This window comes from Actinorugispora endophytica (assembly GCF_004363075.1).
Classification (GTDB): domain Bacteria; phylum Actinomycetota; class Actinomycetes; order Streptosporangiales; family Streptosporangiaceae; genus Actinorugispora; species Actinorugispora endophytica.
Genome location: NZ_SNYN01000038.1, coordinates 1 through 26,231, shown reverse-complemented (window position 1 = coordinate 26,231; position 26,231 = coordinate 1). Strand labels below are relative to the sequence as shown.

18 protein-coding genes and 2 tRNA genes are annotated in these 26,231 nt (G+C 73.7%); 17 read left to right on the top strand and 3 right to left on the bottom strand.

The window, feature by feature from the left end; genetic code table 11:
- The first annotated feature begins 134 nt into the window (after positions 1 to 134).
- From EV190_RS22940 to EV190_RS22910, 7 genes are all read left to right on the top strand, one after another.
- A complete protein-coding gene (locus EV190_RS22940) occupies positions 135 to 1,001 on the top strand; it encodes a hypothetical protein (protein ID WP_133743696.1) in 867 nt (288 codons plus the stop codon).
- Positions 998 to 3,001, top strand: coding sequence for a hypothetical protein (locus EV190_RS22935; RefSeq protein WP_133743695.1), 2,004 nt, complete (start codon positions 998 to 1,000; stop codon positions 2,999 to 3,001). The genes EV190_RS22940 and EV190_RS22935 overlap by 4 nt, the downstream gene beginning before the upstream one ends.
- Entirely contained in the window at positions 2,998 to 3,822 is an 825-nt protein-coding gene (locus EV190_RS22930) for a hypothetical protein (RefSeq protein ID WP_133743694.1), read from the top strand. Before EV190_RS22935 ends, EV190_RS22930 begins: the two co-directional genes overlap by 4 nt.
- A gap of 148 nt (positions 3,823 to 3,970) precedes the next feature.
- The gene (locus tag EV190_RS22925) at positions 3,971 to 4,624 is read left to right on the top strand and encodes a SanA/YdcF family protein (protein ID WP_243742743.1); all 654 of its coding nucleotides are present in this window, start codon (positions 3,971 to 3,973) and stop codon (positions 4,622 to 4,624) included.
- Between the two features lie 8 nt (positions 4,625 to 4,632).
- The gene (locus tag EV190_RS22920) at positions 4,633 to 5,994 is read left to right on the top strand and encodes a hypothetical protein (RefSeq protein WP_133743693.1); all 1,362 of its coding nucleotides are present in this window, start codon (positions 4,633 to 4,635) and stop codon (positions 5,992 to 5,994) included.
- Positions 5,995 to 6,116: 122 nt separating this feature from the next.
- Complete coding sequence (locus EV190_RS22915) at positions 6,117 to 6,821, top strand: SanA/YdcF family protein (protein WP_133743692.1); 705 nt, start codon at positions 6,117 to 6,119, stop codon at positions 6,819 to 6,821.
- 53 nt (positions 6,822 to 6,874) lie between these two features.
- The gene (locus EV190_RS22910; RefSeq protein WP_133743691.1) at positions 6,875 to 7,780 is read left to right on the top strand and encodes a DUF4429 domain-containing protein; all 906 of its coding nucleotides are present in this window, start codon (positions 6,875 to 6,877) and stop codon (positions 7,778 to 7,780) included.
- A 50-nt stretch (positions 7,781 to 7,830) separates the two neighbouring features.
- Here EV190_RS22910 and murQ read toward each other — a convergent pair whose 3' ends face one another.
- Positions 7,831 to 8,742, bottom strand: a complete 912-nt coding sequence (gene murQ / locus EV190_RS22905; RefSeq protein WP_133743690.1) for an N-acetylmuramic acid 6-phosphate etherase — start codon at positions 8,740 to 8,742, stop codon at positions 7,831 to 7,833.
- A gap of 89 nt (positions 8,743 to 8,831) precedes the next feature.
- Positions 8,832 to 9,785, bottom strand: a complete 954-nt coding sequence (locus tag EV190_RS22900) for a MurR/RpiR family transcriptional regulator (RefSeq protein WP_133743689.1) — start codon at positions 9,783 to 9,785, stop codon at positions 8,832 to 8,834.
- A gap of 218 nt (positions 9,786 to 10,003) precedes the next feature.
- On the opposite strand from EV190_RS22900, the gene EV190_RS22895 reads away from it, so the two are divergent.
- The 8 genes from EV190_RS22895 (at position 10,004) to EV190_RS22860 (ending at position 19,618) form a co-directional block, all read left to right on the top strand.
- Positions 10,004 to 11,533: an AfsR/SARP family transcriptional regulator gene (locus EV190_RS22895; protein ID WP_243742742.1), complete on the top strand. Its 1,530-nt coding sequence runs from the start codon at positions 10,004 to 10,006 to the stop codon at positions 11,531 to 11,533.
- Between the two features lie 657 nt (positions 11,534 to 12,190).
- Complete coding sequence (locus EV190_RS22890) at positions 12,191 to 13,144, top strand: N-acetylglucosamine kinase (RefSeq protein ID WP_133743687.1); 954 nt, start codon at positions 12,191 to 12,193, stop codon at positions 13,142 to 13,144.
- A gap of 111 nt (positions 13,145 to 13,255) precedes the next feature.
- Entirely contained in the window at positions 13,256 to 13,441 is a 186-nt protein-coding gene (locus EV190_RS22885) for a hypothetical protein (protein ID WP_133743686.1), read from the top strand.
- Between the two features lie 150 nt (positions 13,442 to 13,591).
- Positions 13,592 to 13,664, top strand: a tRNA-Lys gene (locus EV190_RS22880).
- 432 nt (positions 13,665 to 14,096) lie between these two features.
- The gene (locus tag EV190_RS22875) at positions 14,097 to 15,578 is read left to right on the top strand and encodes a glycosyltransferase family 29 protein (RefSeq protein ID WP_133743685.1); all 1,482 of its coding nucleotides are present in this window, start codon (positions 14,097 to 14,099) and stop codon (positions 15,576 to 15,578) included.
- Positions 15,575 to 17,905 (top strand): glycosyltransferase, encoded by a 2,331-nt coding sequence (locus EV190_RS22870; RefSeq protein ID WP_133743684.1) that lies wholly within the window; start codon positions 15,575 to 15,577, stop codon positions 17,903 to 17,905. The genes EV190_RS22875 and EV190_RS22870 overlap by 4 nt, the downstream gene beginning before the upstream one ends.
- A 130-nt stretch (positions 17,906 to 18,035) precedes the next feature.
- On the top strand, positions 18,036 to 19,499 hold the full coding sequence (locus tag EV190_RS22865; RefSeq protein ID WP_133743683.1) for an MFS transporter: 1,464 nt from the start codon (positions 18,036 to 18,038) through the stop codon (positions 19,497 to 19,499).
- Positions 19,500 to 19,542: 43 nt separating this feature from the next.
- Positions 19,543 to 19,618: transfer RNA gene (locus EV190_RS22860), tRNA-Lys, on the top strand.
- A 33-nt stretch (positions 19,619 to 19,651) separates the two neighbouring features.
- Here the strand turns inward: EV190_RS22860 and EV190_RS22855 are convergent.
- Entirely contained in the window at positions 19,652 to 20,752 is a 1,101-nt protein-coding gene (locus EV190_RS22855) for a serine/threonine-protein kinase (protein ID WP_133743682.1), read from the bottom strand.
- A gap of 248 nt (positions 20,753 to 21,000) precedes the next feature.
- Between EV190_RS22855 and EV190_RS22850 the strand changes: the two genes are divergently transcribed.
- Both EV190_RS22850 and hrpA read left to right on the top strand, forming a co-directional pair.
- Positions 21,001 to 22,011 (top strand): DUF2157 domain-containing protein, encoded by a 1,011-nt coding sequence (locus EV190_RS22850; protein ID WP_133743681.1) that lies wholly within the window; start codon positions 21,001 to 21,003, stop codon positions 22,009 to 22,011.
- A gap of 84 nt (positions 22,012 to 22,095) precedes the next feature.
- A complete protein-coding gene (gene hrpA / locus EV190_RS22845) occupies positions 22,096 to 26,055 on the top strand; it encodes an ATP-dependent RNA helicase HrpA (protein WP_133743680.1) in 3,960 nt (1,319 codons plus the stop codon).
- Positions 26,056 to 26,231 lie beyond the last annotated feature (176 nt).

The following is a 26,231-nucleotide window of genomic DNA, read 5'->3' as shown; positions in this document are numbered from 1 at the left end:
ACCCCCCCGGGGTGTGTCCCACACCAACTCGGCCATTGTGGGGGGTTTTTTGTCACCCGGGGGGGGGGGGGGGGGTTGGGGGGGGGGGCCGGGCCGGCCCCCCCCCCCCCGCTCCGACGATCGCGAGGAGACCGATGAGCGCTCTGCTGAAGTTCGACCGCGAGGACTCCGGCGGCAGTGTCGCCCTGCCGCCCTACCGCGCGGTGCTCGCGGTGGACATCGAGAGGTACAGCCGCAACGCGGCCCGCCACCAGCAGCTCGTCAGCGCCGCCGTGCCGGAGATCCTGGAGGAGGCGTTCCGCCGCAGCGGTCTGCTGCCGATCTGGGAGCAGTCGCGCTTCCCCCAGCGCAGCGGGGACGGCTACGTGATCGGCGTGCTCCCCGAGAACCTGCCCTTCCTCATCCACCCGGTCCTGGAGAACCTGCAGCGGACCCTGAACGACGTGCAGCCGCAGCTCGCGGCGCGGGACCGGGACCTGCGGCTGCGCCTGCGCGCGAGCATCGACGTCGGCCCGCTGCCGGACAGCGGGAGCGAGGAGCCGTTCGACGGGATCGGCGAGGCGATGAACCACACCCACCGGCTGCTGGACTCCCCGCCGGTCCGGGAGGAACTGGACCGGTCAGACCCGAACGTCACGCTGCTCGCCGCCATCGTCTCGCGCAGGGTCTACGAGGACGCGGTCCTGGGCGGGTTCACCGGGATACCCGCGAGCCGCTTCCAGGGCGTCCAGGTGGACATCCCCGCCAAGGAGTTCAAGGCCGAGGGCTACCTCCACATCCCGCAGCGGTCGACGCGGCTGGCCGGCAGAGGGGCCGCGACCGCCGTCCCGGCCCCGGTCGACGGCGCCTCCGAGCCCGCGCCGGCGCCGCACCCGCCCGAGCGGGACCGCGAGCGCGGGCCGGGGGCCGGGAACCGCAACAACATCAGCGGGAACGTGGGCAACGCCGTGCAGGGGCACACCATCAACGGAGGGGTGCGCTTCGGCGGTGGCGACCGGTGAGCGGCGCGGACGGCCACGAGGAGCCGGAGGCCGCCGAGGAGGTCCTCCCGAGAGCGGCGAACACCATCGGGGGCGACGTCGGGAACAGCGTCCAGACCGGGAGCGTCGAGGGCGACGTCGTCATCCAGATCGGCGGCGCCCTGCTGCGCCAGGAGGTCGTCGCCGCCGCGCGGTGGGACCCCGCCGAGCTGGAGCGGCTGCGCGCGGTGTTCGTCGCACCGCGGGGGTTCGGGGCGTTCACCGGCGAGGTGCGCCGCGGCGGCCTCGGGTTCGTGACGGGGCGCGTCGGCGGAGGACGGTGGACGGCGGCGGTCTGCTGCGCGCTGGAGCTGGGGTTGGTCCCCCGCTCGATCACCGTCGACACCGGTGAGGAGTGGAACGCGGCCGGGCTGCCCAGTGCCCCCGGCCACGCCTACCTGCTGGACCTGTCGGAGGTCGAGCGGCTGAGCGAGCGCATGGTCCGGGAGATCCGGGGCTACGCGGTCGGCGCGGCCGAGCGCGGGGCGGCGGTGCTGGTCGTCACCCGCGTGGGGCTGAGGGGCGACGGCGACGCGGGTCTTCCCGTCCTCGACGTCGTGCCGCCGCCAGCGCCCGAGGTCTTCTCCCGGCACCTGGGGGAGCACTGTCCCGGACCGGCCGCCGAGCGGTGGCTCGCCGACGCGGACGTGCGCGGCGCGTTGTCCGGCGCCGCACCGGCCGAGGCGGCGCGCCTGGCCCGGATCGCCGCGCGGTCGCGTCCGGAGGGCTTCCTCGACGGCGACGTCCTCGCGGCCTGGATCGGCGACGCGCTCGGCGCCTTCCGGAACTGGCGCGGCGAGATCGCCTCCCTGTTCACGGGGGCGGCGGGCGAGGCGGACGCCGGCGTGCTGCTGTACGACCGCGTCCTCCTCACGGCCGTCGCGATGTTCGAGGGCGAGGACGCGTCCGTGGTGCTGGGGGAGGCCGAGCGGATCGCGGATCTCCTGGGGGTGCCGCCCGCGTACCCCACCCGGCTGTCGGGCCCGGGCCGGGACCGGCTCCTCGCGCGGGTCGGGGCGCGGGGCGACGAGCGGGGGCGCGTCCGCTTCACCCGGGCCGGGTACGCCGACGCGGTGCTGGACTACCTGTGGGAGCAGTACCCCGTGGCCGTGATGGGCCTGCTGGAGTGGAGCAGGCGGCTGGCCTCGTCCGGGGAGGCCGGGGCGGTCCCCGAGCGGTGGCTCCGCGCGGTCGGGGCCCGGTGGACGGGGATGGCTGAACGCAACGGCCGGCCCGACTGGCTCGTCGACGTCCTGACCGCGTGGTCCGGGACGGCGTCGGCGCGGCGGGTCGTGGTCGAGATGGGGAGCACGGGGGCGGTGCACCTCGAACTCGGCGGGGCGGTCCGCAGGCGCCTCTACACGATGGCGAAGGAGCCGCGGGGCACGATCAGGGGGCTGGTCGTGGCCGAGGTGTGCGCGAACTACGGCCGGGTCCACCCGAACACGGCGCTGACCCGGTTGAAGTGGCTCGCGGACGCGGCCGACCCGAAGATCCGCAGCGCGGTGCTCGCGGCGCTCGGGGACCTCGCCGAGGCCGACGGGCTCGGCCCGGTGGTCATGGCCGAGCTGCTGGGGTGGGAGCGGGACAAGAAGGAGCGCGGACGCCGGGAGGTGGCGGTCGAGGCCCTGGCGGGGATGCTCCGCGACGGGGGGCCGGCGCTGGCGGAGGACGCGGGGGCGCTGCTGACGGCGCGGGCGTGGGAGGCCGTGCTCGACGCGGGGCCGGGGGCGGGCCGCCCCGCGGTGGGCGCCTGGCTGTCGGCGGTCGCCGCCGGGGACGCCGATCCCCGCGTGGTCGCGGACGTCTTCGGCCGGGTCGTGGCCGGGAACTTCCCCCGCTACAGGGAGCTCGCCCGGCTGGTCGCGCTGTGGCGGGAGGCCGCGGCGCCGGTGAGCGGGCCGGTGGAGCGGATCGCCGCGTCCCTGGAGGACGCCGACCCGCTGCGCGCGGTGTCGTCGTGGAACGGAGCAGGCCGATGACGGACAGGGAGGCCCCGGTGGGGTTGTGGCAGCGTTTCCTGGAGTGGCTCCTCCACTCCGAACCGGTCGAGGCGGAGCCGGTCAGGCCGGAGCGGCCTGTTGAGTACGAGTACAGGTACCAGTTCACCGCGATGCTCGACAGCTCCGTCGGGGGGCTGCGGTTCCAGGCCGAGTTCGAGCTCTGGTTCCGCTGCCCCGTGGAGGAGCGGACCAGGAAGGAGGTCGGGAACGCGCTGGCGCGTGCGGCCCGCGACGCGGCGGAGGAGGTCACGCGGCGCTACGCCCCCACCGACGCGGGCAACGCCCAACTGGAGGTCAACGAGCGCCTCCTCGCCCTGCCCCCGGTGCCCTCCGCGCGGCGGCCGTGGGGGGTGTCCACCATCACCGTGGGCGACGACGAACTGGCCAGGGCGCGCGAGCAGGCGAGGCTCGTGCTCGACGAGAGGCAGGCCGACCTCGCCCACGCGCGGGAGATGCGCGGGCTCCTGGCGCTGCGCCGGGACGTGTTCGGCGACCCGGCGCTCGCCCGCCTGTGGTGGCTCGCCCGCAACCTCGACAAGGTCGGCCAGCTCCCGCAGGCGGGCCAGGCGCTGGACGGGATCGTCGCGGCCGTGTCGGCTCCGCAGGCCGGGACGCGGGTCGACCGGGAGGCGGAGCGGATCGCCAGGCTCTGCTCGGAACTCCTGGACGACCTGGACGACGAGGCCCGCAAACGGGTCGTCGAGCAGGCGTCGGACTACCTGCTGCGGGTCTTCCAAGTCTGTCAGCGGCCCGACCTGGCCGCCGGGTTCGACGCGGCGGCGCGTCCGGAGGCCCTGTAGAGGGGCCCGCGGCAGGGGCCGTCCGCGGTCGGCGGCGGGGACGGCCCCTTGCCGCCGACGGGGATTTCCGGGAATGCGGCCCGGGCCCGTCCCCGGTACGCCCTAGGCTCGGAGCGGTCCGGACGGCACGGTGCGAAGGGGTGGCTCGGTGAGGCGATCGGTGCGAACGGCGCTGGCCGTGTTGGGAGCGGGAGCGGCGCTGGCGGCGGTGCCGACCGCGTGGGCCGCTCTGGCGAGCCTCCGGTACCGCTACACCGTCGCGCAGGCGCCGCCGCGCCCGGTGGCGATCGTGCTGGGCGCGGCGGCGTGGGAGAGCGGGCCGTCGCCGCTGCTGGCCCGACGCCTGGACATCGCCGCCGAACTGCTGCTCGGCGGCAAGGTCGGCGTGGTCCTGGTCTCCGGTGACAACCGGGAGTGCTCGCGCTTCGAGACCGACGCGATGACGGACTACCTGGTCGCGCGCGGGGTACCGAAGGAGGCGGTCGTCGCGGACCCCGCCGGCTACCGGACCTGGGACACCTGCGCCCGGGCCCGCGACGTCTACCGCGTGGACGCCGCCGTCATCGTCACCCAGAACTTCCACCTCCCGCGCGCGGTCGCCCTGGCGCGTGCCGCGGGGATGGACGCGGTCGGGGTGGGGGACCCGAGCCTGGGCGGCCGCACCCGCTCCACCGTCTACGGCTACGCCCGCGAGGTCGGCGCGAACGCCAAGGCCCTGTACGACGCCGTGCGCCAGCCCGCCCCGGCCGTGACGGGCGGGGCCGCGCCCGAGGCGGTCGAGCGCATCGGGAACGCGACATAATCACGGGCATGGATGGTAACCACGGATCTGACCCGCTGCACGACCTGGACGGCGTCGACTGGGACGCGCTCGTCCCCGAACACGGCGGGCGGATCCCCGACCTGCTGCGCGGGGTGAGCGGCGAGCGGCAGGAGGAGGCCCTCGTCGAACTGCACGGGATCCTCGCCTTCCCCGGCCCGGGCTATGTCGCGGCCCCCGCGGTGGTCGAGTTCCTGATGCGCATGGTCGCCCAGGAGGGGCTGCGCGGCCGGCACAACGTGCTGAACCTGGTGCAGGAGCTCGCGGTGCCGGCCATGGCCGACCACCTGCCCGTCCGGCGGGACTCCGCGCTGTGGCGCGACGAGGTCGCGTGGGCGGTCGGAGCCGACGCCGGGACGCTGCGCGAGCAGTACGAGGGGTGGCTGGCCGAGGCCCCCGACGAGCAGCGGCACCGCCGGATGAGCGGCCGGCTCCGAGCGCTGTCGCACGACGGCGGGGCGGCCGTCCTGGCCGCCGAGCTCGCCGTCCACGACGCGGTCCGGGAGCGGCTTCCCGTCCTGCTGGGCCTGCTGGAGGGCAAGTCGAACCGCGGCGGGGACGCGGTGGCCGAGTGGGCCAGCTACATCCTGGCCTGGTTCCCCGAGGACGCGGACGAGATCGTGCCGGCCATCCTCAGCGCGGGCGACCCGCTCGCAGCGGACACCGACCTGCGCCCGCTGCCCGCGGAGATGTGGGCGGTCGGGATGCTCGCCGACCCGGCCGACGTCACCGTGACCGTGCAGCTCGGCCAGTTGCTCGTCGACTCCGACGAGGACCTGTCGTTCGCCGCGGCCCTCGCGCTGGGCCAGATCCACGGTTCGGCGGCCCCCGAGCAGGCGATCGCCCGTCTCCTCAACGCCGCCTACTGGGAGGACCAGTTCGGGGTGTGCCTGCCGCAGTCCGGTGGGATGGAACCGGCGCACCTGGGGATGCTGGCGCTGGGCGCGGTCGACGACGAAGAGGTCCAGCGCGCCAAGATCCACCGGCTGCCGCGCGTCTTCGCCTACACCGGGGCCGGCGGCCACGGCGCGGTCGCCGCGGACGCCCTGGAACTCGCCTTCGGCCCCCGCGTCCTGGACCGCGCCCCCGCGAAGGACGGCGACTTCGACGGCTACGACCAGGACCGGCGCGACGTGCTGACCGCCATCGCGGACATCGGGGAGCAGGAGTGGCAGGAGGGCGGGCTCACCGAGGTCCTGCGCGCCTGGGGCCTGCCCGAGGAGCGCACCGCGCTGCGCGCCTTCACCGGCGCGGACGCGGAGGCGGACGCCCCCGCCGAGCCGGAGGCGCCCGCCGCCCCCGCCGCCGCGGAACCGGGCGGTCTCCTCGGCCGCCTCTTCGGCGGCCGCTAGTCTCTCCGCTGATCTTGACCTTTCCGGGGTCTCGGAAGCGGTTGAGACCCCGGAAAGGTCAAGATCGACGGGGGAACCACCGGAACATTACGCTCGGCCGACTCGTCGGACAGGGTGTGACGATGCCTGAGGACGATCGAGAAGAGCGGGGCCGGGAGAGGGCGGGGGCGGTCCGGCGCCGGTGGTACGGGGCGGGCCTCACCGCGTGCCTGGTGGCGGTGGCGGGGTTCGGGCCGGTCGCCTGGCTGCACGCCTCGTCCGGGGACCACCGGTACGAGGCCGCCGACGTGCCCGAGCGGCCGGTGGCGATGGTTCTTGGCGCCGGGGTCACCCCCGACGGGGAGCCCACCCGGCTGCTGGCACGCCGCCTGGACCTCGCCGCGGAGCTGTACCGCGAGGGACGGGTCGAAGCGGTGCTGGTCACCGGCGACAACAGCGTGGAGCACTACAACGAGACCGACGCGATGCGCGACTACCTCGTCGGCGCGGGCGTGCCGGACTCCAAGATCGCGGGCGACTACGCGGGGTTCAGCACCTGGGAGTCGTGCGTGCGGGCCAGGGAGGTCTTCGGCGTGGAGGCGGCCACCGTCATCACCCAGACCTTCCACCTGCCCCGGGCCGTGGCGCTGTGCCGGGCGGCCGGGCTGGACGCGGTCGGGGTGGGCGACCCGGCGTGGGACGAGAGGGCCCCGGCCATGCTGTACGGGCACGTGCGCGAGGTCCCGGCCGCGTTCAAGGCGGTCTTCGACGTCGTGCTGCGCCCGTCCCCGACCTTCCTCGGCCCCTACGAGACGAGCGTGGACGACGCGCTGGCCGACGGGGGGTGACCCTCGCGGGCGGATCTTGGAGCGGTCCGGGCGAAACGCCCTAGAATCGCGCTATGGCTGAGGTGTTCGGAAGCGACGGCACGTGGTCGCTCGATGGTGACGTGGTGCGGATCGTGCCGGGGACCGGCAGGCGGGTCGGCGGGCTGCGCAGGGCGCTGGGCGAGATCGAGGTGCCCGTCCAGGCGCTGGCGGGCGTCGCCCACGAGCCCGGACGCAGGGGCGGTCGGCTGCGGCTTCGGCTGCGCCCGGGAGCGGACCCGCTCACCCAGGTCGCGGCGGGACGGCTGCCGGAGGCGTCCGACCCCTACCGGCTCGCCGTGGCGGCGGACCGGAACGGCGTCAGCGAGTACTTCGCCGACGAGCTGCGCACCGTCATGGCGTTGGAACAGGTCCCCTCCGCCCCCAGCGACCGCTACCTGATGCCGGGGCCGAGCGTGCCGCTGACGGCCACCTCCCCTGACGGAAGCGTCGAGTTCGACGGCGACCGCATCCGCCTCGCCTGGCGCTGGGGCGCCGAGAGCAGCAAGAGCTCGGCCGGTCACCGGGAGTTCACCGTGGGCGATCTGGTGGGGGTGGACTGGGAGCCCGCCGCCGGCCTGGGCTACGGCAGGCTGTCCTTTCGCCGCGAGGCCGGGGGCGGGGACCTCCTGCCCGAGCACGACCCGTACTCGCTTCGGCTGTGGGGCTTCGACAAGGAGAACTGGGGGACGCTGCTGGTGGCCGCCGCCGTCGCGGCCCGGCTGCGGCACCCCTACGCGCCGCCGCTTCCGGAGGGCGGCCCCGTACGGGAGCTCCCCGCCGCTCCGGCGGACAGCGACTCCGAGGTGCTGCTGCGCCGACTGCGCGAGCTCGGCGAACTCCACCGTGACGGCGTCCTCACCGACGAGGAGTTCACCGAGGCCAAGAAGCCCCTGCTCGCGCGCCTGCGGGCGGCCAACAGCGGTGACGGGGCCGCCTGAGCGGCGGCCCCGTCCCGGACGCGCCGGTGCCCGACCGCCCCGGCCGGGCCCTACCGGCCGAGTTCGCGCAGCGCCGCGCGCACCGAGCCCTTGACGGCGCGCAGGGTGTCGGCCGCGGTCGGCGTGTCCGCCCCGGTGAGCAGGCAGACCAGGGCGACGCGGGTGTCCCCGTCGGCGCTGGTCAGCGCCTCGGCGCAGGCGTCCTCGGGCAGGCCGGTGGCCTCGGTCAGGATGGTGACCATGCGCCCGCGCAGCTTGGCGTTGGTGGCGACCACCCCGACCATCAGGTTGGAGTAGGTGTAGCCGAGCCGCACCATGACCGCGGTGGAGAAGGCGTTCAGCACGAGCTTCTGCGCGGTTCCCGCCTTCATCCGGGTGGAGCCCGCGATCACCTCGGCGCCGGTGGCGACGCCGATGTGCACGTCCGCCTCGGCGGCGAGCGCGGAGTGCGGGTCGGCGGTGATCAGCACGCTGTGGGCGCCCGCCTCGCGGGCCCGGTTCAGCGCTCCGGCCACGTACGGGGTGCGCCCGCTGGCGGTCAGCCCGACGACCAGGTCGCCGGCCGCCACGGTGGCGGCGTCGGCGCGGCCGCTGTCGAAGTCGTCCTCGATGCTCTCCCGCGCGTGCACGAGCGCGACGCCGCCGCCCGCGTGGTGGGCGATCACCCGGTCGTCGGCGATGCCGTAGGTCGGCGGCAGCTCGGCGGCGTCCATCGTGGCGAGGCGGCCCGAACTGCCCGCTCCGAAGTAGTGCACCCGGCCGCCGCCGCGCAGCGCCGCGACGCCGAGGTCGACCGCTTTGGCGATCTCGGGCAGCGCGGCCGCGACGGCGCGCGGCACGGTGGCGTCCTCGGAGTTGATCAGACGCAGCATGTCCAGGGTGGGCAGCAGGTCGATGTCGTGTGTACCGCTGTTGCGTCTCTCGGTCGGAACGCGCACGATCTCTACCGGTGCCGGTCGCATCTCGTCTCCTCTACCAGCGGCGGCCGTGGCACGGTCACCGTCCATGACTGATCGCATCTTTCCTGCTCAGCCTTCCCCGGCAGGCCACCCTAACCCTCTTGTGACCTGCGCCGATCCCCGCGGTCCACGCGCAGTCCGCGCACCGCCTCGTAGGTGGACTCGAGAGCGCTGCGCGTGTCGGTGTAGCGGAGCTGGGCGAGTCCGACGAACACGCAGTCGATGACCGTCAGCTGGGCCAGGCGGCTGGCCGTGGCCCCGGAGCGGAAGGTGGTCTCGCGGGCGGCGGTGGTGAGGACGTGGTCGCTCACCTCGCTGATGGTGGAGCGGGGGAAGTTCGTGATCGCCACGGTGGTGGCGCCCCGCTCGCGCGCCTGGCGGAGCGCGTTGGTGGTGTCGACGGTGGAGCCGCTGTGCGAGATCCCCACCGCCACGTCGCCGGTGTTGAGCACCGCCGCGCTGGTCAGCATCACGTGCGAGTCGGACCAGGTGTGGGAGATCAGGCCGATGCGGTGCAGCTTCTGCTGGAAGTCCGCGGCGACGAAGGCGCTCGCGCCGACGCCGTAGATGTCGATGCGGTGCGCTCCCGCGAGTGCCTCGATGACGTGCTGCAGGACCTCGACGTCGAGTTGCGATCCGGTGTCCTCCACCGCGCGGGCGTCGGCGAACGCGATCTTCTGCACAACGGTCACGAGGGTGTCGTCGGGGTCGATGTCGCTGGCCAGTTCGCGGGTGTCGCCGCGTGCTCCGCGGGCCTGGCCGACCTCGGTGGCCAGGGTGAGGCGCAGTTCCCGGTAACCGGTGAAGTCGATGGTGCGGCAGAAGCGGATGACGGTGGCCTCGGAGGTGTCGCAGTCCTTGGCGAGCTGGGTGATGGACGAGGCCGCCACCCGCTCGGGGTCGTCGATGATCCGCTGCGCCACGCGCTGTTCGGCGGGTGCGAGTGAAGGCAGTAGCGATCGGACCCGCAGCACCGTGCTGGGGGCCGGCCGGTCGTCCGACGACGCCCGGTCCTCTTTGTCGCTTGTCTTCGCTGCCTTGTTCATGTTGGAAAGTTTCTTTCTTTCAGGTGCTCCCGTCAATAGGTGCGAGGGAGCAAAGATCAATTCTGGCGGTTACACAAGTGTGGGCTTGCGAGCGTGCCGATTGCGTGCCGGATACGCCAGGGGGCACCCTGTAGTTGCTCGTGAACCTCATGTCACCTGCGGCAACGGGCAGGGGAGCTCAGCTTACGGGGGCCATGTTGACGGACCTCTTGTTCGGTGTGCTCGGACAACTCACGGTTCAGGTTGCCGACACCCCGATCCAGATTCAAGGAAAGAAGCGCAGGGCACTGCTGGCCACGCTGCTCCTGCGGGCCAACAGCACGGTCCCGGTCGCCGAACTCGTCGAGCGCATGTGGGGCGGAGGCGACGCCGAGGCCCATCGCGGCGCCCTCCAGGTCCACGTGGTGCGGCTGCGCGCCCTGCTCAGCGAAGGGGGCGGGCCGTCGCCGATCATCAGCGAGCCCCAGGGGTACCGTATCGAGCTGGCCGAGCACCAGCTCGACCTGTCCCGGTTCCGGGTGCTGGTCCGCGCCGCCGAGGACGCGGACCGTGACGGCGACCTTCCGGGCGAGGCCCAGGCGCTGGACCAGGGGCTGAGGCTGTGGCGGGGGCCGGTGCTGGCCGACGTGGTGTCGCCGAGCCTGCACGAGGTCGACGTCCCGCAGGCCACCGAGAGGCTGCTGGCCGCGGTCGAGCGCTGCGCCCGGATCGAGTCCGCCCTGGGGCGGCACGAGCGCGTGGTGGCCCGGTTGTCCGCCCTGAACGGCTACTTCCCGCACCGGGAGACGCTGGTGGAGCAGCTGATGCTCGCGCTGTACCGGTGCGGACGGCAGAGCGACGCGCTGAAGGTGTACGAGCGCACCCGGCACGTGCTGGCCGAGGGGCTGGGCATCGATCCGGCCCCGAGCCTGCAGCACGCCTTCCACGGCATCCTGCGGGGCGACCTGGCGCGGTCCGCGCCGCCGCGACGGAGCGCACCGGCCCAGCTGCCGCCCGACATCACGCACTTCACCGGCCGCGCGGGCCAACTGGCCGCGCTCCATTCGCTCGCCTCGGCCGACGGCGACCGGCCCCGGTGCGCCCTGCTCAGCGGGCGGCCGGGCAGTGGGTGCAGCGCGCTGGCGGTGCGGTGGGCGCACCGCGCCGCCGCGAAATTCCCCGACGGGCAGCTGTACGCGGACCTGGGCGGGACGGGCGGCACGGCCAGGGCGTCCGCCGATGTGCTGGGCTTCTTCCTGCGCGCCTTCGGGGCGGGAGAGGGGGCCCCGGCCGCGACGGACGAGCGCGCGGCGCTGCTGCGCTCGGTGCTGGCGCGCCGGCGGGCGCTCATCGTGCTGGACAACGCCCGCTCGGCCGATCAGGTCCGGCCGCTGCTGCCCGGGACGCCGGGGTGCGCGGTCGTCGTGACCAGCCGGTTCTGGCTGGCGGACCTGATCGCCCGGGACGGCGCGGTGGCGCTGGAGGTGGACGCGCTCACCGAGGAGGAGGCGACCGCGCTGCTCATCGGGTTGCTCGGGGCGGCCCGGGTGGCCGCCGAACCCAGGGCGGTGGCACTCCTGCTGGAGGTCACCGAACGGCTTCCGCTGCCGCTCAGAACGGCTGCGGCGTGGTTGGTGACCCATCGGGGGGAGGCGGTCCGCGCGGTGGTGGAGAGGGCGGCCGCCGTAAGCGCCGCGGACCCGGTCGAGCGGATGCGCCGGGCCCTGCGGGGAGACCCCCGTTTCGTGCTCGACGAACGGTCGAGGTAGGGGAAGGCGCCTGGCGGAGGTGAACGGCCCCCCGCCGCCTCCGCCAGGCGCGTGTTGAGTCCGCGCGGCTCCCTGAAACACACGCGTACCGACTCGTCCCCCTCGCAGGGCGACCCCTGCGAGACCGGTGACCGTCCGGGGCGCCTCCGAAGCGTCGGAGGCCGGGAGTGGCACGAACCCGTCTCCCGGACGTTTCCTCGGTTGCGGCCGCGGGGAAGCCGACCGCACGGCTCAACAGTGGCGCAGGGGGCTTACGGGCCGCTGTCGGTTCGCTTTCATCGCTGGACCGCGGGCGGGAGAAGCCCCGGAAGCCTCCGGGACGCCTCTCGCGGGGGCCGGCACGCGCGTCGGCCGTAGGCCGGCGCGGGCTCTCCCCGGTCGCGTGGTGGAACCGTACGGACACGCAAGGATACTTCGCGCGTCGTCCCGGGACGGCGCGTCCCCCGGTTCCGCGCCCCGGGAGCCCCGCGCCCTCCGCGGGCGGGCACGGGAAGGATCTTTCCCCGCTTCCCGGAGCCGAACCGGGAGTTTTCGGCGGATCCGAAAAGCCGGAGTTCTGTACGCGGCCCCTTCCCCCGTTCCGGGCGGCGCACGGTATTCCGCGGACTTCGTCGGAAGCCGCCGTGGCCGGACGGGGCGCGTCTGTAGGGTGCGGGCATGAGCGAGGAAGAGCAGGTCGTCATCGGAGTCGACGCTGGTGGGACGCACACCCGCTGTCTCGTCGCGACCCTGGACGGCAGGGTGCGCGGACGCGGGCGCGCGGGCGGGGCCAACCCGCGGTCCAGCGCGGACCCCGAGGCCTCCCTCGTCGAGGTGGTGCGCCGGTCCCTGCCGGAGGCGGGGCGGGTCCGCGTCGTGGGAGCGGTGTTCGGCGTGGCCGGGGCGGGCGCGGCGGGCTACGCGCGGATCGAGGCGGCCGTGCTGGGGGCCTGGCGGGTCCTGGGCCTGCCGGGGAGCCCGCACGTCGGCGACGACATCGTGGTGGCGTTCGCGGCCGGTACCGCCGAACCGGCGGGCGCGGTGCTCGTCGCCGGGACCGGCGCGGTGGCCGCCGCCGTGCGCGAGGGCCGCGTCGAACGGCGCTGCGACGGGCACGGCTGGCTGCTGGGGGACGAGGGGTCGGCCGTCTGGATCGGGGTCGCCGGGTTGCGCGCCGCCTTGGCGGCCATGGACGGGCGCGGTGGGGGCACGGCCCTCACCGAGCGCCTGGCCGCCGCGCTCGGCGTCCGCGCGGAGGACCGGCAGGCGCTCGTCGGCGCGGCCTACGCCGTCGCCCCGGCCGCACTGGGCGGGCTGGCCCCGCAGGTGTGCGACGCCGCGGAGGAGGGGGACGAGGCCGCGCGGGCGATCGTGGACGAGGCGGCCGCGCGGCTCCTGTCGAGCCTGGCGGCGGTGGTCGCCGATCCGCTCGAGGGCCCGCTCGTGCTGGCGGGCGCGGTCCTGGAGCGGGGGCCGGTGGCCGAACGGCTGCGCGAGGCCGCGAGCGGCCGCTACGGGGTGCGGCCGCTCGCGGCGGCCCCCGGCGAATTCGGCGCGGCGGCCCTGGCGCTGCGCCGGGCGGGGCGCCCCACTCGGGCGCACGCCGAACTGATCCGTTCCGCCTGGGGCTGATCTGCGGCCCGGTCCGCGAAAGATTCGTTCGTGTTCGGTCCGCGCACGTCACAGCCGTGGGGACGGGTGCGGCGCTCGAAGCACTCGTCCGCAGTCGCTAAGGTCGAGCCCATGTCACAGAATGAAGAGCAGTCAGTGGACCCCGCCGGCTCGACCCAGATGTTCCGGCGCTTCGTCACCGAGAACAACGAGCCGGAGACGGCTCCCAAGCGTCCCATCACGCCGTACGTCCTCGCGGGTGTCGGTGTGGTCGTGGCGATCGGCATCATCCTCGCCGTGGTCCTGACGTGGTCGTGACCACGTTCGCCCGAGGACACCGCTGAGCACCCGTCCCACTGGGCGGGTGCTCGGTGAAGAGGGGATCGCCGTTCGCGGGAGGGCTTACGGCCTGCTAGAGTTACCGGCGTCGGAACGGCCGGTGGCCGGTTCCGCCACGCCGCGAGGCAGGCGCCATTAGCTCAATTGGCAGAGCAGCTGACTCTTAATCAGCGGGTTCGGGGTTCAAGTCCCTGATGGCGCACAGAACAGAGGGCTGGCATCCACACGGATGCCGGCCCTTTTCTCTGCCCGCCCCGTCCTCCACCGCGGCGCACAGGAGCCTCGCGGTCGTCCGAGCGGGCTCGTACCCGGGACACCCGAACCCGCTCACGGTCGCGAGGGGACGCCGACGCGGTCGGCGTTCGCGTCCGTTTCGGCCTCCGTACACGCGGATGTCACCTGCCCCTGGATGAATGGCCCTCTCCGCCTGTCGCGGGCCCCGCCCGGCCGAACCCCTCGGGGCCGGCTGCCCGCTCACCGCGCGCCGTGACCCCGCCCGTGCCGGGTCGCGCGGGGATGCCCGGGCCTCCCCCCGGAACGGGGACCGGAGCGGCATGCGGAGGTCCACGGCGCCGTCCGGTGCCGGAGCGGGGCCTCGGCAGAGGACGGCCGCTCCCTTCGTCTCGGGAGGATCATGTTCAAGCACCGCACCGGCTGGCTCAAGCAGTTCGCGGGCCGTTCCGAACCGGAGGGGCGGCGGGCCCCGGACCGGCCGGAACCCCTGGAGGCGCTGGAGGCGCTGTTGAACTGCGTCCACGACCTCGCCGACCACAGCCGCAGGTGCGAGGGGGCTCGGGCACCCGCCCTGCTGCGCCTGCGCGAGGCGACCGGGGTCCTGGTGGAGCGGCTCACCACGACGCTGGCCGGGCCGGAGCGGCTGCGCGCGCTGTACGAGGAGCGGCAGCCGTGGCCCAAGGTCGACCCCGGACTGCTGGACGCGCTCCTGGCGGCCGGGGAGCAGGCGCTCCGGGCCGGCGAACAGACCCTGAGCCTCGACGTCTGCGCGGCGGTCCTGGCGGCCAAGCCCAACTCCCGGGCCGGGTGGCGGCTGCGGGCCCGGACGATGGAGGCGCTGGGGGACACGGAGGGCGCGGTCCGGGCGCACCAGGAGTACCTGAGACTCGTCAAGAGCGACGAGCAGGGGATCGGGGCGCGCGTGGGAGCGCTGCGCACGCGCGAGGAGGTCCTGGAGCGGTGCGTCGGCATCCTGCGCGGGCGGGCCGCCGGTGAGGACGCCTCGGACGTCCCGGTGGAGGAGCAGTGGGCGGCGGGTCTCGCCCTGTACGAGCAGGGCCGGTGGGACGAGGCCGACCCGAGACTGGCCGCTGCGGTGCTGCGGCTGGTCGGCCAGGGGCGTCCCCCGGCCGAGATCAAGTCGGCCCTCGACGACTACGTCGGCGTCATCGCCTGCGCGGGAAGCGCCAGGCTGGCCGAGGCGCGGCCGCTGGTGGAGGCGTTCACCGACTACCTGCGCTCGGACCGGCTGGAACCGGAGCGGGACCCCGGGGAGGACAGGGGCAGGGCCATCGGGGTGAGTGACTTCCGGAACCTGGTGAGCGGCAGGACGATCTGCCTGGTCGCCAACTCCGAGCGGATCCGGAGCGCCCGGATGGGCGACGAGATCGACTCCTACGACCTCGTCGTGCGGTTCAACTCCTACGCCGTCGACGCGCCGGCCACGGGGACCCGCACCGACATCCACGCCACCATCCACAAGCACGACTTCAACTGGGCCGAGCCCGTCCGGACCCGCCTGGTATTCGGCGGTCTGCGGCAGACCTGGCAGCAGTCGGTCCGGCGGCGGCTGGTTCCGGGCGCGCAGGAGTACGTCGGGGACCACTCGCTCCGCTGGCCGGTCGTCGACGGCGCCCTGATCGGAGACACCGGGATCCCGAGCATCCCGACCACCGGCTTCAACATGCTCCGGCTCCTGGACTTCCTCGACGTCAACCCGCGGATCGACCTGATCGGCTTCGACTTCTACGAGACGGGGGCCTACCGGTTGCCGGAGGCCATGGGACTGCCGATCACCCCCGTCCACGCCTACGACTACGAGAGGGAATGGGTCCTGGCGCACGCCCGGGAGACCACCGACATGAGGATTTCACTCCGATGAGCGCCCAGACGACCCCCACCGGCGCGACGCCCCCCGGAAAGCGGCGGATCGCCTTCGCCTCCTACGTCGACGAGGCCTACCTGCCAGGCTTCCTCGCCCTGCTGCGCAGCCTGGCGCTGAGCAACCCGCGGCTCTGCCTGGACTTCGTGGTCCTCTACGACGACCTCGGACCCGCGTCCGTCTCGGCCATCCGCCGGCTGCACCCGCGGATCGTGCCGCGCCGGGTCGACCCCGGAGCCTACGACGACTACGTCAAGGGCGACGAGGGGAACTACCTGGTACGCAAGGCGTACTTCATCCTGGACGTCTTCCGGATCACCGACTACGACACCGTCATCGCCCTGGACACCGACATGGTGGTGCTGGGCGACCTGGACGAGCTGCTGGGACTACGCGACGGGTTCGGCGCGGTGGAGCAGTTCTTCCGGAACGGGGCCGGGAACCGGCTCAACAGCGGCTTGCTGGTCGTCAACCGCGAGTACCTCACCGGGGAGTTCGCCGCCCGGATCGACGAGGTCGGCCGGTCGGGCCGGTACGAGCTGGACAAGCACGACCAGGGCGTCCTCAACGCCGTGCTGGACGGCGACTTCGTCCGGATCGACCCCCGGTTCAACTTCGTCAAGCGGCGCCTGGAGGGTGACCTCCCGGTCCCCGACGACGTGGCCGTCCTGCACTTCACCGGGCGGCACAAGCCCTGGAACGGCGGCGAGGTCGGCTACGGGAGGGCGGAGGAGGTGTGGCGGCGGTACGACCTGTCGGGCCGGGAGTTCCTCGACGCCTTCTTCGCGCTTCCCGGGGCCAAGAACCCCGAACTGGTGGCCCACTACGGCGCCAGGCTGGTCGAGGGGTTCGGCGCGGACCGCCGGACGCTGCTCGCCGTGGGCACGGCCCTGCACTCGACGGGCCGCTACGCGGAGGCCGTGGACGTCCTGGAGCGCGCCCGGGACACCGAGGGGGCGACCGACCCGCAGTTCCACCTGGCCATGGGGCGCGCCCTGATGGCGGTGTCACGGTACGACGAGGCGGAGGCCCACCTGCTGCTGGCCACCCGGGACCACGCGGCCGCGGCCGCGCCCTTCGGGCTGCTGGCCGAGTGCGCCTGGATCAGGGGCGACGCGCGGGGGAGCGTCGCGCACGCCCGGGCGGGGCTGGACGCCGACCCCACCGACCGCAAGAGCGGGCTCCTGCTCCGGCGCGCCAGGGCCGAGCTGGAGGCGCCAGCCTTCACCGGTGACCCCGCCGAGCAGCTCGCGCACGTGGCGTTCTACATGGACGACCAGGGCAACGCGGGCGACAAGGTGCTGCCCGAGTCGGTGCGGCTGTCCTTCGACGCGGACCCCGGGCCGCGCCGCTGGCACTCGGTGCACACGCACCGGCTCTTCGACGAGTCGGCCCTGCGGGAGGTGAACGCCCGCCGCGGCCTGGTGATCGGGGGCGGCGGCCTGTTCATCCCCGACACCTCGCCCAACGGCAACAGCTGCTGGCAGTGGAACGTGCCCGACGAGGTGATGGAGCGGATCGAGGTGCCCGTCGCGGTGTTCGCCGTGGGGTACAACGTGTTCGAGGGGCAGAGCTACGCCCAGCGGCGCTTCACCGAGAGCCTGCGCCTGCTCGTGGCCAAGTCGGCCTTCTTCGGTCTGCGCAACCACGGTTCGATCGAGCGGGTCCGCGACCTGCTCCCGGCCGACCTGGCCGACCGCGTGGTGTACCAGCCCTGTCCGACCACCGTCGCCCGGAAGCTGGTCGCCGGATGGCAGGAGCCGGAGGAGCGCGCGGAGACCGTTCTGGTCAACTGCGCGTACGACCGCGCCGGACTGCGTTTCGGGCACGACTACGGCCACTTCCTGAGTGAGATGGCCCACGCGGTCACCGCGCTGGGCGAGCGCGCCGAGGTGCGCTACGCCGCGCACATCTCCACCGACGAGAAGTTCGTGTTCGACCTGCGGCGCGAGCACGGCGTCTCGCTGCCGGTGGAACCGATGTACGACATGTCCAACGCCGAGGTCTGGGACACCTACAAGCGGACCCGCCTGGTGATCGGCATGCGCGGCCACGCGGGGATGATCCCCTTCGGCTGCGGGACCCCGATCATCAGCCTGATCTCGCACCCCAAGCTCGCCTACTTCCTGAACGACATCGAACGGCCCGAATGGGGGGTGTCGGTCCACGACCCGCGGCTGGGCGCGGTCCTGACCGAGCGGGCCGAGGACGTGCTCGACAACCACCGGGCCGCACTGGACGACGTGGCGGAGCGCCAGCAGAAGCTCTGGGCGGTCACCCGGGACAACCTCGCGGGCCTGCGCGGCCCCCTGGGGCTCACGGTCTGATCCGGGTCCCGCGCCGTCGGCCGGCGGCGCGGGACCATGCCGCCCACGTGCGCGCACACGCCGTCGTATATCGTCCTTCGGCGGGATGTAAGCATCGTTTACTTACCGGTCAGAGGAAAGCTGGTGCGGAGTGGCGCGGTTGTCCGGTGGTTCCAGGGTCTCGTCCTTCCGGGTCATCGCCCCGCTGGTGTTCGCGGGACTCGCCTACGCCACCGCCCAGACCACGATCGTGCCGGTCGTCCCGCAGATCCAGGCGGCCACGGCGAGCAGCGCGGGCCAGGTCGCCTGGGTCGTCACCGGGTTCTTCGTCTCCTCCGCCGCGCTGACCGTACTGGCGGGCCGGATGGGCGACCTGTTCGGCCGCAAGCGCGTGCTGCTCGCGGTGCTCGCGGTGTTCGGGGTCGGAGCCGTGGTCGCGGCGCTGGGGACGTCCCTGGCGGCGGTCGTCGCGGGCCGGGTGATCATGGGCACAGCGGGCGGGGTCTTCCCCCTGGCGTACGCGATCCTGGGGCAGCACCTGCCGCGTGAGCGCGCCGCGTTCGGGATGGGGCTGATCAGCTCCATGTTCGGCCTCGGCGGGGCGCTGGGGCTGCCGGTCGGCGGGTTCGTCGCCGAGCACTTCGGCTACCAGGGCCTGTTCTGGGCCACCGCCGTGATGACGGTGCTGGCGCTGGCCGCCATCGCGGCCCTCGTCCCCGACGACCGGGGGTACGGGAAGGGCCGGATCGACTGGCTGGGCGCCATCCTGCTCGGAGTGGCCCTGGGCGGGCCGCTCACCGCCATCAGCAAGGCGGAGGACTGGGGGTGGGCCTCGCCGTGGACCCTCGGGCTGCTCGGCGTCGGGGTCCTGGTGTCCGGGGTGCTGGTGGTGGTGGAGCTCCGGATCAGCGAGCCGCTGATCAACCCGGGCCTGATGCGGCGGCGCAACGTCTGGGTGGCGAACCTGACCGCCTGCCTGGTGACCGTCGGACAGGCGGTCTCGTTCTTCCTCATCCCGCAGGTGGTCCAGCTGCCGGAGGAGAGCGGGGTGGGCCTGGGCGTCGGCGTGGGGCAGGCCGGGCTGTTCCTGCTGCCGTCGGCGCTGGTCGTCATGGTCGCCGGTCCGTTGACCGGCCGCGCGGTCGCCCGCTTCGGGGTGCGGCCCCCGCTGGCCGTCGGCGCGCTGGGGACCGGGGCCGGGCTGGGCGTGCTCGCCGTGGGCGGCGCCGACACGGCGTCGATCCTGGTCGGCGGGGCGGTCCTCGGTCTGGCGGGCGGAGTCGCCTTCGCGGCGCTGCCGATGCTGATCGCGGACTCCGTGCCCACCGAGCACCTGGGCGCGGCGAACGGTGTCAACACCATCGTGCGCCACGTGTCCATGGCGGTCGCCGCCCAGCTCGCCGCCGCCGTCCTGGTCCTGGGAACGCCCCGGGGCTCCGGCTACCCGTCGGAGGGCGCCTTCGCCCTGGACTACGGCAGCGGCGCGGTCCTGGGGCTGCTGGCGCTGCTCCTGGTCCCGCTGGTCCGCCCCCGCCCGCGCGCGGAGGCCGCGCCTCCTCCCGAGGAGGCCGCCCCGGCGGAGCACACCGGACTGACCGCTCCGCGGATCGGGTAGAGTTTTCCTCGTTGCCGGGAGGGGTGCGAACCTCCGAAGGCGGGCGCCATTAGCTCAATTGGCAGAGCAGCTGACTCTTAATCAGCGGGTTCGGGGTTCAAGTCCCTGATGGCGCACCAGCGAGCGATGACGAGGCCCCGGGGGTGCTTTTCCTACAGCACCCCGGGGCCTCGTCGTTCCCCCGGGCCTCCCGTTCGCCGCAGGAGACCCCCCAGCAGAGGCCCCCGCGGGGGGCCGGGCAGCCGGTCGGACACGCCCGTCCACTCGTTCTCCAGCAGGGCCTGGACCAGGTGGCGCTCGCCCGTGCCCGGCGCGGGAGGCGGACCGGCCAGCGACAGGACCTCGCGCAGCAGCTCGGACGGGGTGGGGCGGTCGGCAGGACGCTTGGCCATGGCGGCCAGGACCAGCCGCTCCAACTCCGGGGGCAGGCCGTCCAGGTCCGGCTCCTCGGTGAGCACCCGGTGCGCGAGCTCGTTGGGCGTGCCGTGCCCGAACGGGTCGTGCCGGGCCGCGGCGAACGCCACCAGGGCGCCCCACAGGAACACGTCGGACCGCTCGGTGACGGGCCGCCCCCGGTACTGCTCCGGGCTGATCCACCCTGGCGTGCCCAGCAGGCTGCGCCCACCGCCGGCGGGCGCGTCCGGCCCGCCCGGACGCATCGGCGTGCTCGGCGGGTTGGCGATCCCCAGCGCGCGCACCCGCCTGCGCATCCGGCGCAGCCGCAGGTGCAGCGTCGGGTCGTCGTCGGCCTGGGCGATGCCGAAGTCCAGCACCTTGGGCCCGCCCGGCGCGAGGATGACGTTGCTCGGCTTCAGGTCGCGGTGCACGATGCCCGCGGCGTGGACCGCGCGCAGCGCCTCGGCCGCGCCCGCGGCCAGCCCCAGCAGCATGCCCCCGCGCAGAGGGGCGTACCGCTCGACGTGGTGGCGCAGCGTCGGCCCCGGGACGAACTCGGTGACCAGCCACGGCCGGTCGGCCTCCACGTCGGCGTGGATGAAGCGGGGCACGCACGGGCTGTCCACCCGCACCATCAGCCTGGCCTCGCGGGCGAACCTCCGCCGGAACTCCGGGTTCGCCGCGTGCACGGCGTGGATCACCTTGACCGCCAGGTAGCCCTCGACGCCCTCGGCGGTGCCCGCGTACACGGTGCCCATCCCGCCGGTGCCGATCCGCCCGACGAGCCGGTAGCGCCCCACCTCGGCGGGGTCGTCGGGCAGCAGCCGACCCAGCCGGCGCGGTCCGCGCGCCCTCATGGCGTGCCGCGCGTGGGGCCGGTCCGCGCGCGGGGCGCTTCGGTCGCGGAGGGGCGGGCTGGCTCTTTCACTACGGTCCCCGGGTGTGGTCGCGGGCAGGGCGAGCAGGAGTAGAGCTTAGAACGAGGCCCCGTTCCGCGCACCCGTGCGGATCCGCGGGGAATCCCCGGCGAACTGAGTATCCGGACTCAGGGGCGGGAGCCGGGGCAGGAGGAGGATGGAAGGCCCCCACGGAGAGGACGCACCAGATGGCGAACGACCGGAGGACCGACGACGCCCGGGACGGCGCGCTGCGCGCGCTCGTCGCGGACGGGGTCATCTCGCCGGAGCAGGCCGAGGCGGTCGCCGGGGCGCTGCGCGCGGCGGAGGACTCGGGGACGCAGGCGCGGTGGACCGAGATCGTCGGCTTCGTCGGCGGCGGCCTGGTGTTCGCCGGCGCGGTGGCGCTGGTCGCGGCCTCGTGGGAGGACCTCACCCAACTGCTGAGGGCGGGCATGCTGCTGGTGGTGGCCGTGGTGGCGCTCGTCGGCGGGATCCTCGCGGTGGGCGAGCGGCTGGTCCGCCGCGGCGCCGTCACCGACGCCCGGCGCAGGATCGGCGGCACCCTGTTCGTGCTGACCGCCTGCACTGCCGCGATGTCCCTGGGGGTGGCCACCGAGCCCGACGTCCTGGTCGCCCCGCTGCTGCTGGGGCTGGTGCTGGCCGCCGCCGGGTACGCGGCGGCGCCCACCGTGGTCGGCCTGCTCACCTGCGGGGTCCTGAGCGTGTGGGGGACGTGGACGGTCGTCGAGTCCCTGCTTCCGGACGGCGGGGAGGCGGTCCCCTACGGGCTGGGGGCGCTGGCGGTCGGCCTCGCCTGGGGGGCGCTGGCGCTGCTGGGACCGCTTCCCAACCGGCGGACCGGACTCGGGATCGGGGCCTCGGCCGCGCTGCTCGGCGCGCAGATCCCCCTGTTCGACGGGGAGAGCCACACCACCCTCGCCTACGCGCTGACCATGGCGGTCGCCCTGCTGGTCCTGGCGCTCCACCGGTGGCGGCGCGACTGGGTTCTCATCGTCGCCGGGGTCGTCGGGGTCACCCTGGCGGTGCCCGAGGCGATCTGGGACTGGACCGGGGGCGCCATCGGCGGCGCGGCGGCGCTCCTGGTCGCGGGCCTCGTCCTGCTGGCCGCCAGCGGGCTCGGGATCCTGCTGCACCGGGGAGGGCCGACCGGATCCGTCGGCCCGGTCGGGGAACCCGGCGGAGGAGAACGGGCCTGAGCGGAGGCCCCGCCCCGCCTTCCCGATCGCCGCCCTCTCCTGGTGCGAAAACCAGTTGCGACGGTGCCTATCCTGGGCGTTGCAATGAAAAAGCCGCCTGTGAAATCCCCGCTCGCCGATCTGCGACGCCGCCTGCCCGAGCTCATGCCGCGCGACCGGCACCGCCTGCGCCGCAGGATCGACGGCGCGGGCGGGATCAGCGACCCCGAGAAGCAGCGGTCCGCCATCGCCGCGATCACCGCCGACGTCGACGCCGCCGAGGCCCGGGTCGAGCGCCGCAGGGCGGCCTTCCCCGAGGTCCGGTACCCGTCCGAGCTCCCGGTCAGCCAGAAGAAGGACGACATCCTCGCGGCCGTGCGCGACCACCAGGTCGTGATCGTGGCGGGGGAGACGGGCTCGGGCAAGACCACCCAGCTGCCCAAGATCTGCCTGGAGCTGGGCCGCGGGGTCCTGGGCCAGATCGGCCACACGCAGCCCCGGCGGCTGGCCGCGCGCACCGTCGCCGAGCGCATCGCCCAGGAGCTGCGGACCCCGCTGGGCGAGGCCGTCGGCTACAAGGTGCGCTTCACCGACGAGTCCGGGGACAACACCCTCGTCAAGCTCATGACCGACGGCATCCTGCTGGCCGAGATCCAGCGGGACCGGATGCTGCGCGGCTACGACACCCTCATCATCGACGAGGCCCACGAGCGCAGCCTCAACATCGACTTCATCCTCGGCTACCTCAAGCAGCTGCTGCCGCGCCGCCCCGACCTCAAGGTGATCATCACCTCCGCCACCATCGACCCCGAGCGCTTCTCCCGGCACTTCGACGACGCCCCCATCGTCGAGGTCTCGGGCCGCACCTACCCCGTCGAGGTGCGCTACCGGCCGCTCGCGGCCGAGGACGTGCTGGAGGACGGCGAGGACGACGACGCCGTCACCGACGACCGCGACCAGGTCCAGGGCATCTGCGACGCCGTGGACGAGTTGTGCGCCGAGGGGCCCGGCGACATCCTGGTCTTCCTCAGCGGGGAGCGGGAGATCCGCGACACCGCCGAGGCGCTCGAGAAGCACCTGGGCCGCAGGTTCCCCGAGCACAGCCCGCACGCGGTGGACGTCCTGCCGCTGTACGCGCGGCTGTCCTCGGCCGAGCAGCACCGCGTGTTCCAGCCGCACACCCGGCGGCGTGTGGTGCTGGCCACCAACGTCGCCGAGACCTCGCTGACCGTTCCCGGCATCCGATACGTCGTGGACCCCGGCACCGCGCGCATCTCCCGGTACAGCCACCGCACCAAGGTCCAGCGCCTGCCCATCGAACGCGTCTCGCAGGCCTCGGCCAACCAGCGCAAGGGACGCTGCGGCCGTGTCGCCGAGGGCGTGTGCGTCCGGTTGTACTCCGAGGAGGACTTCGAGTCCCGCCCCGAGTTCACCGAGCCCGAGATCCTGCGGACCAACCTCGCCTCGGTCATCCTGCAGATGTCCTCGCTCGGCCTCGGCGACATCGCGGCCTTCCCGTTCGTCGAGGGGCCCGACCACCGCCAGATCAAGGACGGCGTCTCGCTGCTGAACGAGCTGGGCGCCCTGGAGGAGGCCCGGGACGACCAGCGCAACCGGCTCACCCCGCTGGGCCGCAAGCTCGCCCAGCTCCCCGTCGACCCGCGCCTGGGCCGCATGGTGCTGGAGGCCGAGAAGAACGGCTGCGTGCACGAGGTCATGGTGATCGCCGCGGCGCTGTCCATCCAGGACCCCCGCGAACGCCCGGTGGACCGGCAGCAGGCCGCCGCGGAGAAGCACGCCCGGTTCGCGGAGAAGGAATCGGACTTCCTGTCCTACCTGAACCTGTGGAGCTACCTGCGCGAGCAGCAGCGCGAGCGGTCGGGCAACCAGTTCCGCAAGATGTGCAAGAACGAGTTCCTGAACTACCTGCGGGTACGCGAGTGGCAGGACATCTACTCCCAGCTCAAGCAGATCGCGCGCACGCTGGGCGTCACTCCCGGCACCACGCCCGCCGACCCCCGGCTCGTGCACGTGTCCCTGCTGTCGGGGCTGCTCTCGCACATCGGACTCAAGGACCCCGAGAAGCACGAGTACGTGGGCGCGCGCGGGGCCCGGTTCGGGATCTTCCCCGGCTCCGCGCTGTTCAAGAAGCAGCCGCGCTGGGTGATGTCCGCCGAACTGGTGGAGACCTCGCGGCTGTGGGCCCGGGTGAACGCCCGGATCGAACCCGAATGGGCCGAGGACCTCGCCGGGCACCTGGTCAAGCGCACCTACAGCGAGCCGCACTGGGAGAAGAACCAGGGCGCGGTGATGGCGTACGAGAAGGTGACGCTGTACGGCGTGCCGATCGTCGCCCAGCGCAAGGTCAACTACGGCCGCGTCGACCCGCCGGTGGCGCGGGAGCTGTTCATCCGGCACGCCCTGGTCCAGGGCGAGTGGACGACGCACCACGCGTTCTACCGCGCCAACCAGAAGCTGCTCGAGGAGGTCGAGGACCTCGAGCACCGCGCCCGGCGGCGCGGCATCCTCGTGGACGACGAGGTCCTCTTCGACTTCTACGACCAGCGCGTGGGCGCCGACGTGGTCTCGACGCGGCACTTCGACACCTGGTGGAAGCGGACCCGCCGGGAACAGCCGGACCTGCTGGACTTCGACCGGGCGATGCTGGTCAACGCCTCGGCGGGGGACATCACCGAGGAGGACTACCCGGACTTCTGGAGCCAGGGCGAGCACCGGTTCCCGCTCACCTACCAGTTCGAGCCCGGTGACGAGGCCGACGGGGTCACCGTCCACATCCCGCTGAAGGTGCTCAACCAGGTCGAGGAGGACGGCTTCGACTGGCAGATCCCGGGCCTGCGCGAGGAACTCGTGACGGCGCTGCTGCGCTCGCTGCCCAAACCCATCCGGCGCAGCTTCGTACCGGTGCCCGACCACGCCCGCTCGGTGCTGAAGCGGCTCACCCCCGGCTCCGAGCCGCTGGTCCAGGCGCTGTCACGCGAACTCACCGCGATGGGCGGCACCCGGGTGTCGGCCGAGGACTGGCAGCTGGACCGGGTCCCGGACCACCTGCGCATCACCTTCCGCGCGGTGGACGCCAAGGGCCGCCGGCTCGCCGAGGCCAAGGACCTGGAGGAGCTGCGCCGCCACCTGCAGCCACGGCTGCGCAAGGCCATCTCGGCCGAGGCGGCCGGGATCGAGCGCACGGGCCTGACCTCGTGGGACTTCGGGGAGCTGCAACGCACCTTCGAGCGCCGCGCCGCCGGGCACGTCGTCAAGGGCTATCCGGCTCTGGTGGACGAGGGCGGGAGCGTGGGCGTGCGCATCTTCGACAACGAGGCCGCGCAGCGCCACGCCATGGTCGAGGGAACCCGGCGGCTGCTCGTGCTCAACGTGCCCTCGCCGGCCAAGTTCATCCAGGGGCACCTGAGCAACCAGGGCAGGCTGGTGCTCAGCAACAGTCCGCACGGATCGGTGGCCGCGCTGTTCGACGACTGCGTGGCCTGCGGGGTGGACTCGCTGGTCGCCGAGTTCGGCGGTCCGGTGTGGGACGCGGACTCCTTCGCGAAGCTGCGCGAGCACGTGCGGGTCGGCCTGGTCGAGCGGGTGATGGCGGTCGTCGGGACGGTCGAGCGGATCCTCGCGGCCGCGAACCGGCTGGAGAAGCGGCTCAAGGGCACCACCAGCCTGGCGGTCCTGCCGTCCCTCGCGGACATCCAGGCCCAGCTCGGCGGCCTCGTCCGTCCGGGCTTCGTCACCGCCACCGGCTACCGGCGGCTGGGCGACCTGCCGCGCTACCTCAAAGCGGTGGACCAGCGGCTGACCAAGCTGCCGGAGAACCCGCGCCGCGACCAGGTCAACATGGCCAAGATCGAGCAGATGCGCCAGGCCTACCAGCGGCTGCTGGACGGCCTTGCCCCGGGGGTGCCGCCCGGTCCCGAGCACGAGGAGGTCCGCTGGATGCTGGAGGAGCTGCGGGTCAGCTACTTCGCCCAGGAGGTGGGCACGGCCTACAGCGTCTCGGAGAAGCGCGTCCTCAAGGCGATCGACCAGGTACGGGCAGGGTAGGGCGGCCGGGGAGCGTTCCCCGGCCGCCTTCGGGCGCGTGGGCGCCCGTCCGGGGCGGGGCCCGGAACGGCTTCGGGGACACGCCTAGATCGTTGATGGGAAAATGTGTGCTGGTCAGTGGTCGTAAGCGATCAACGACCGCTTGACCGGGGCGCCGGTCAACCAGTTGTGCCAGA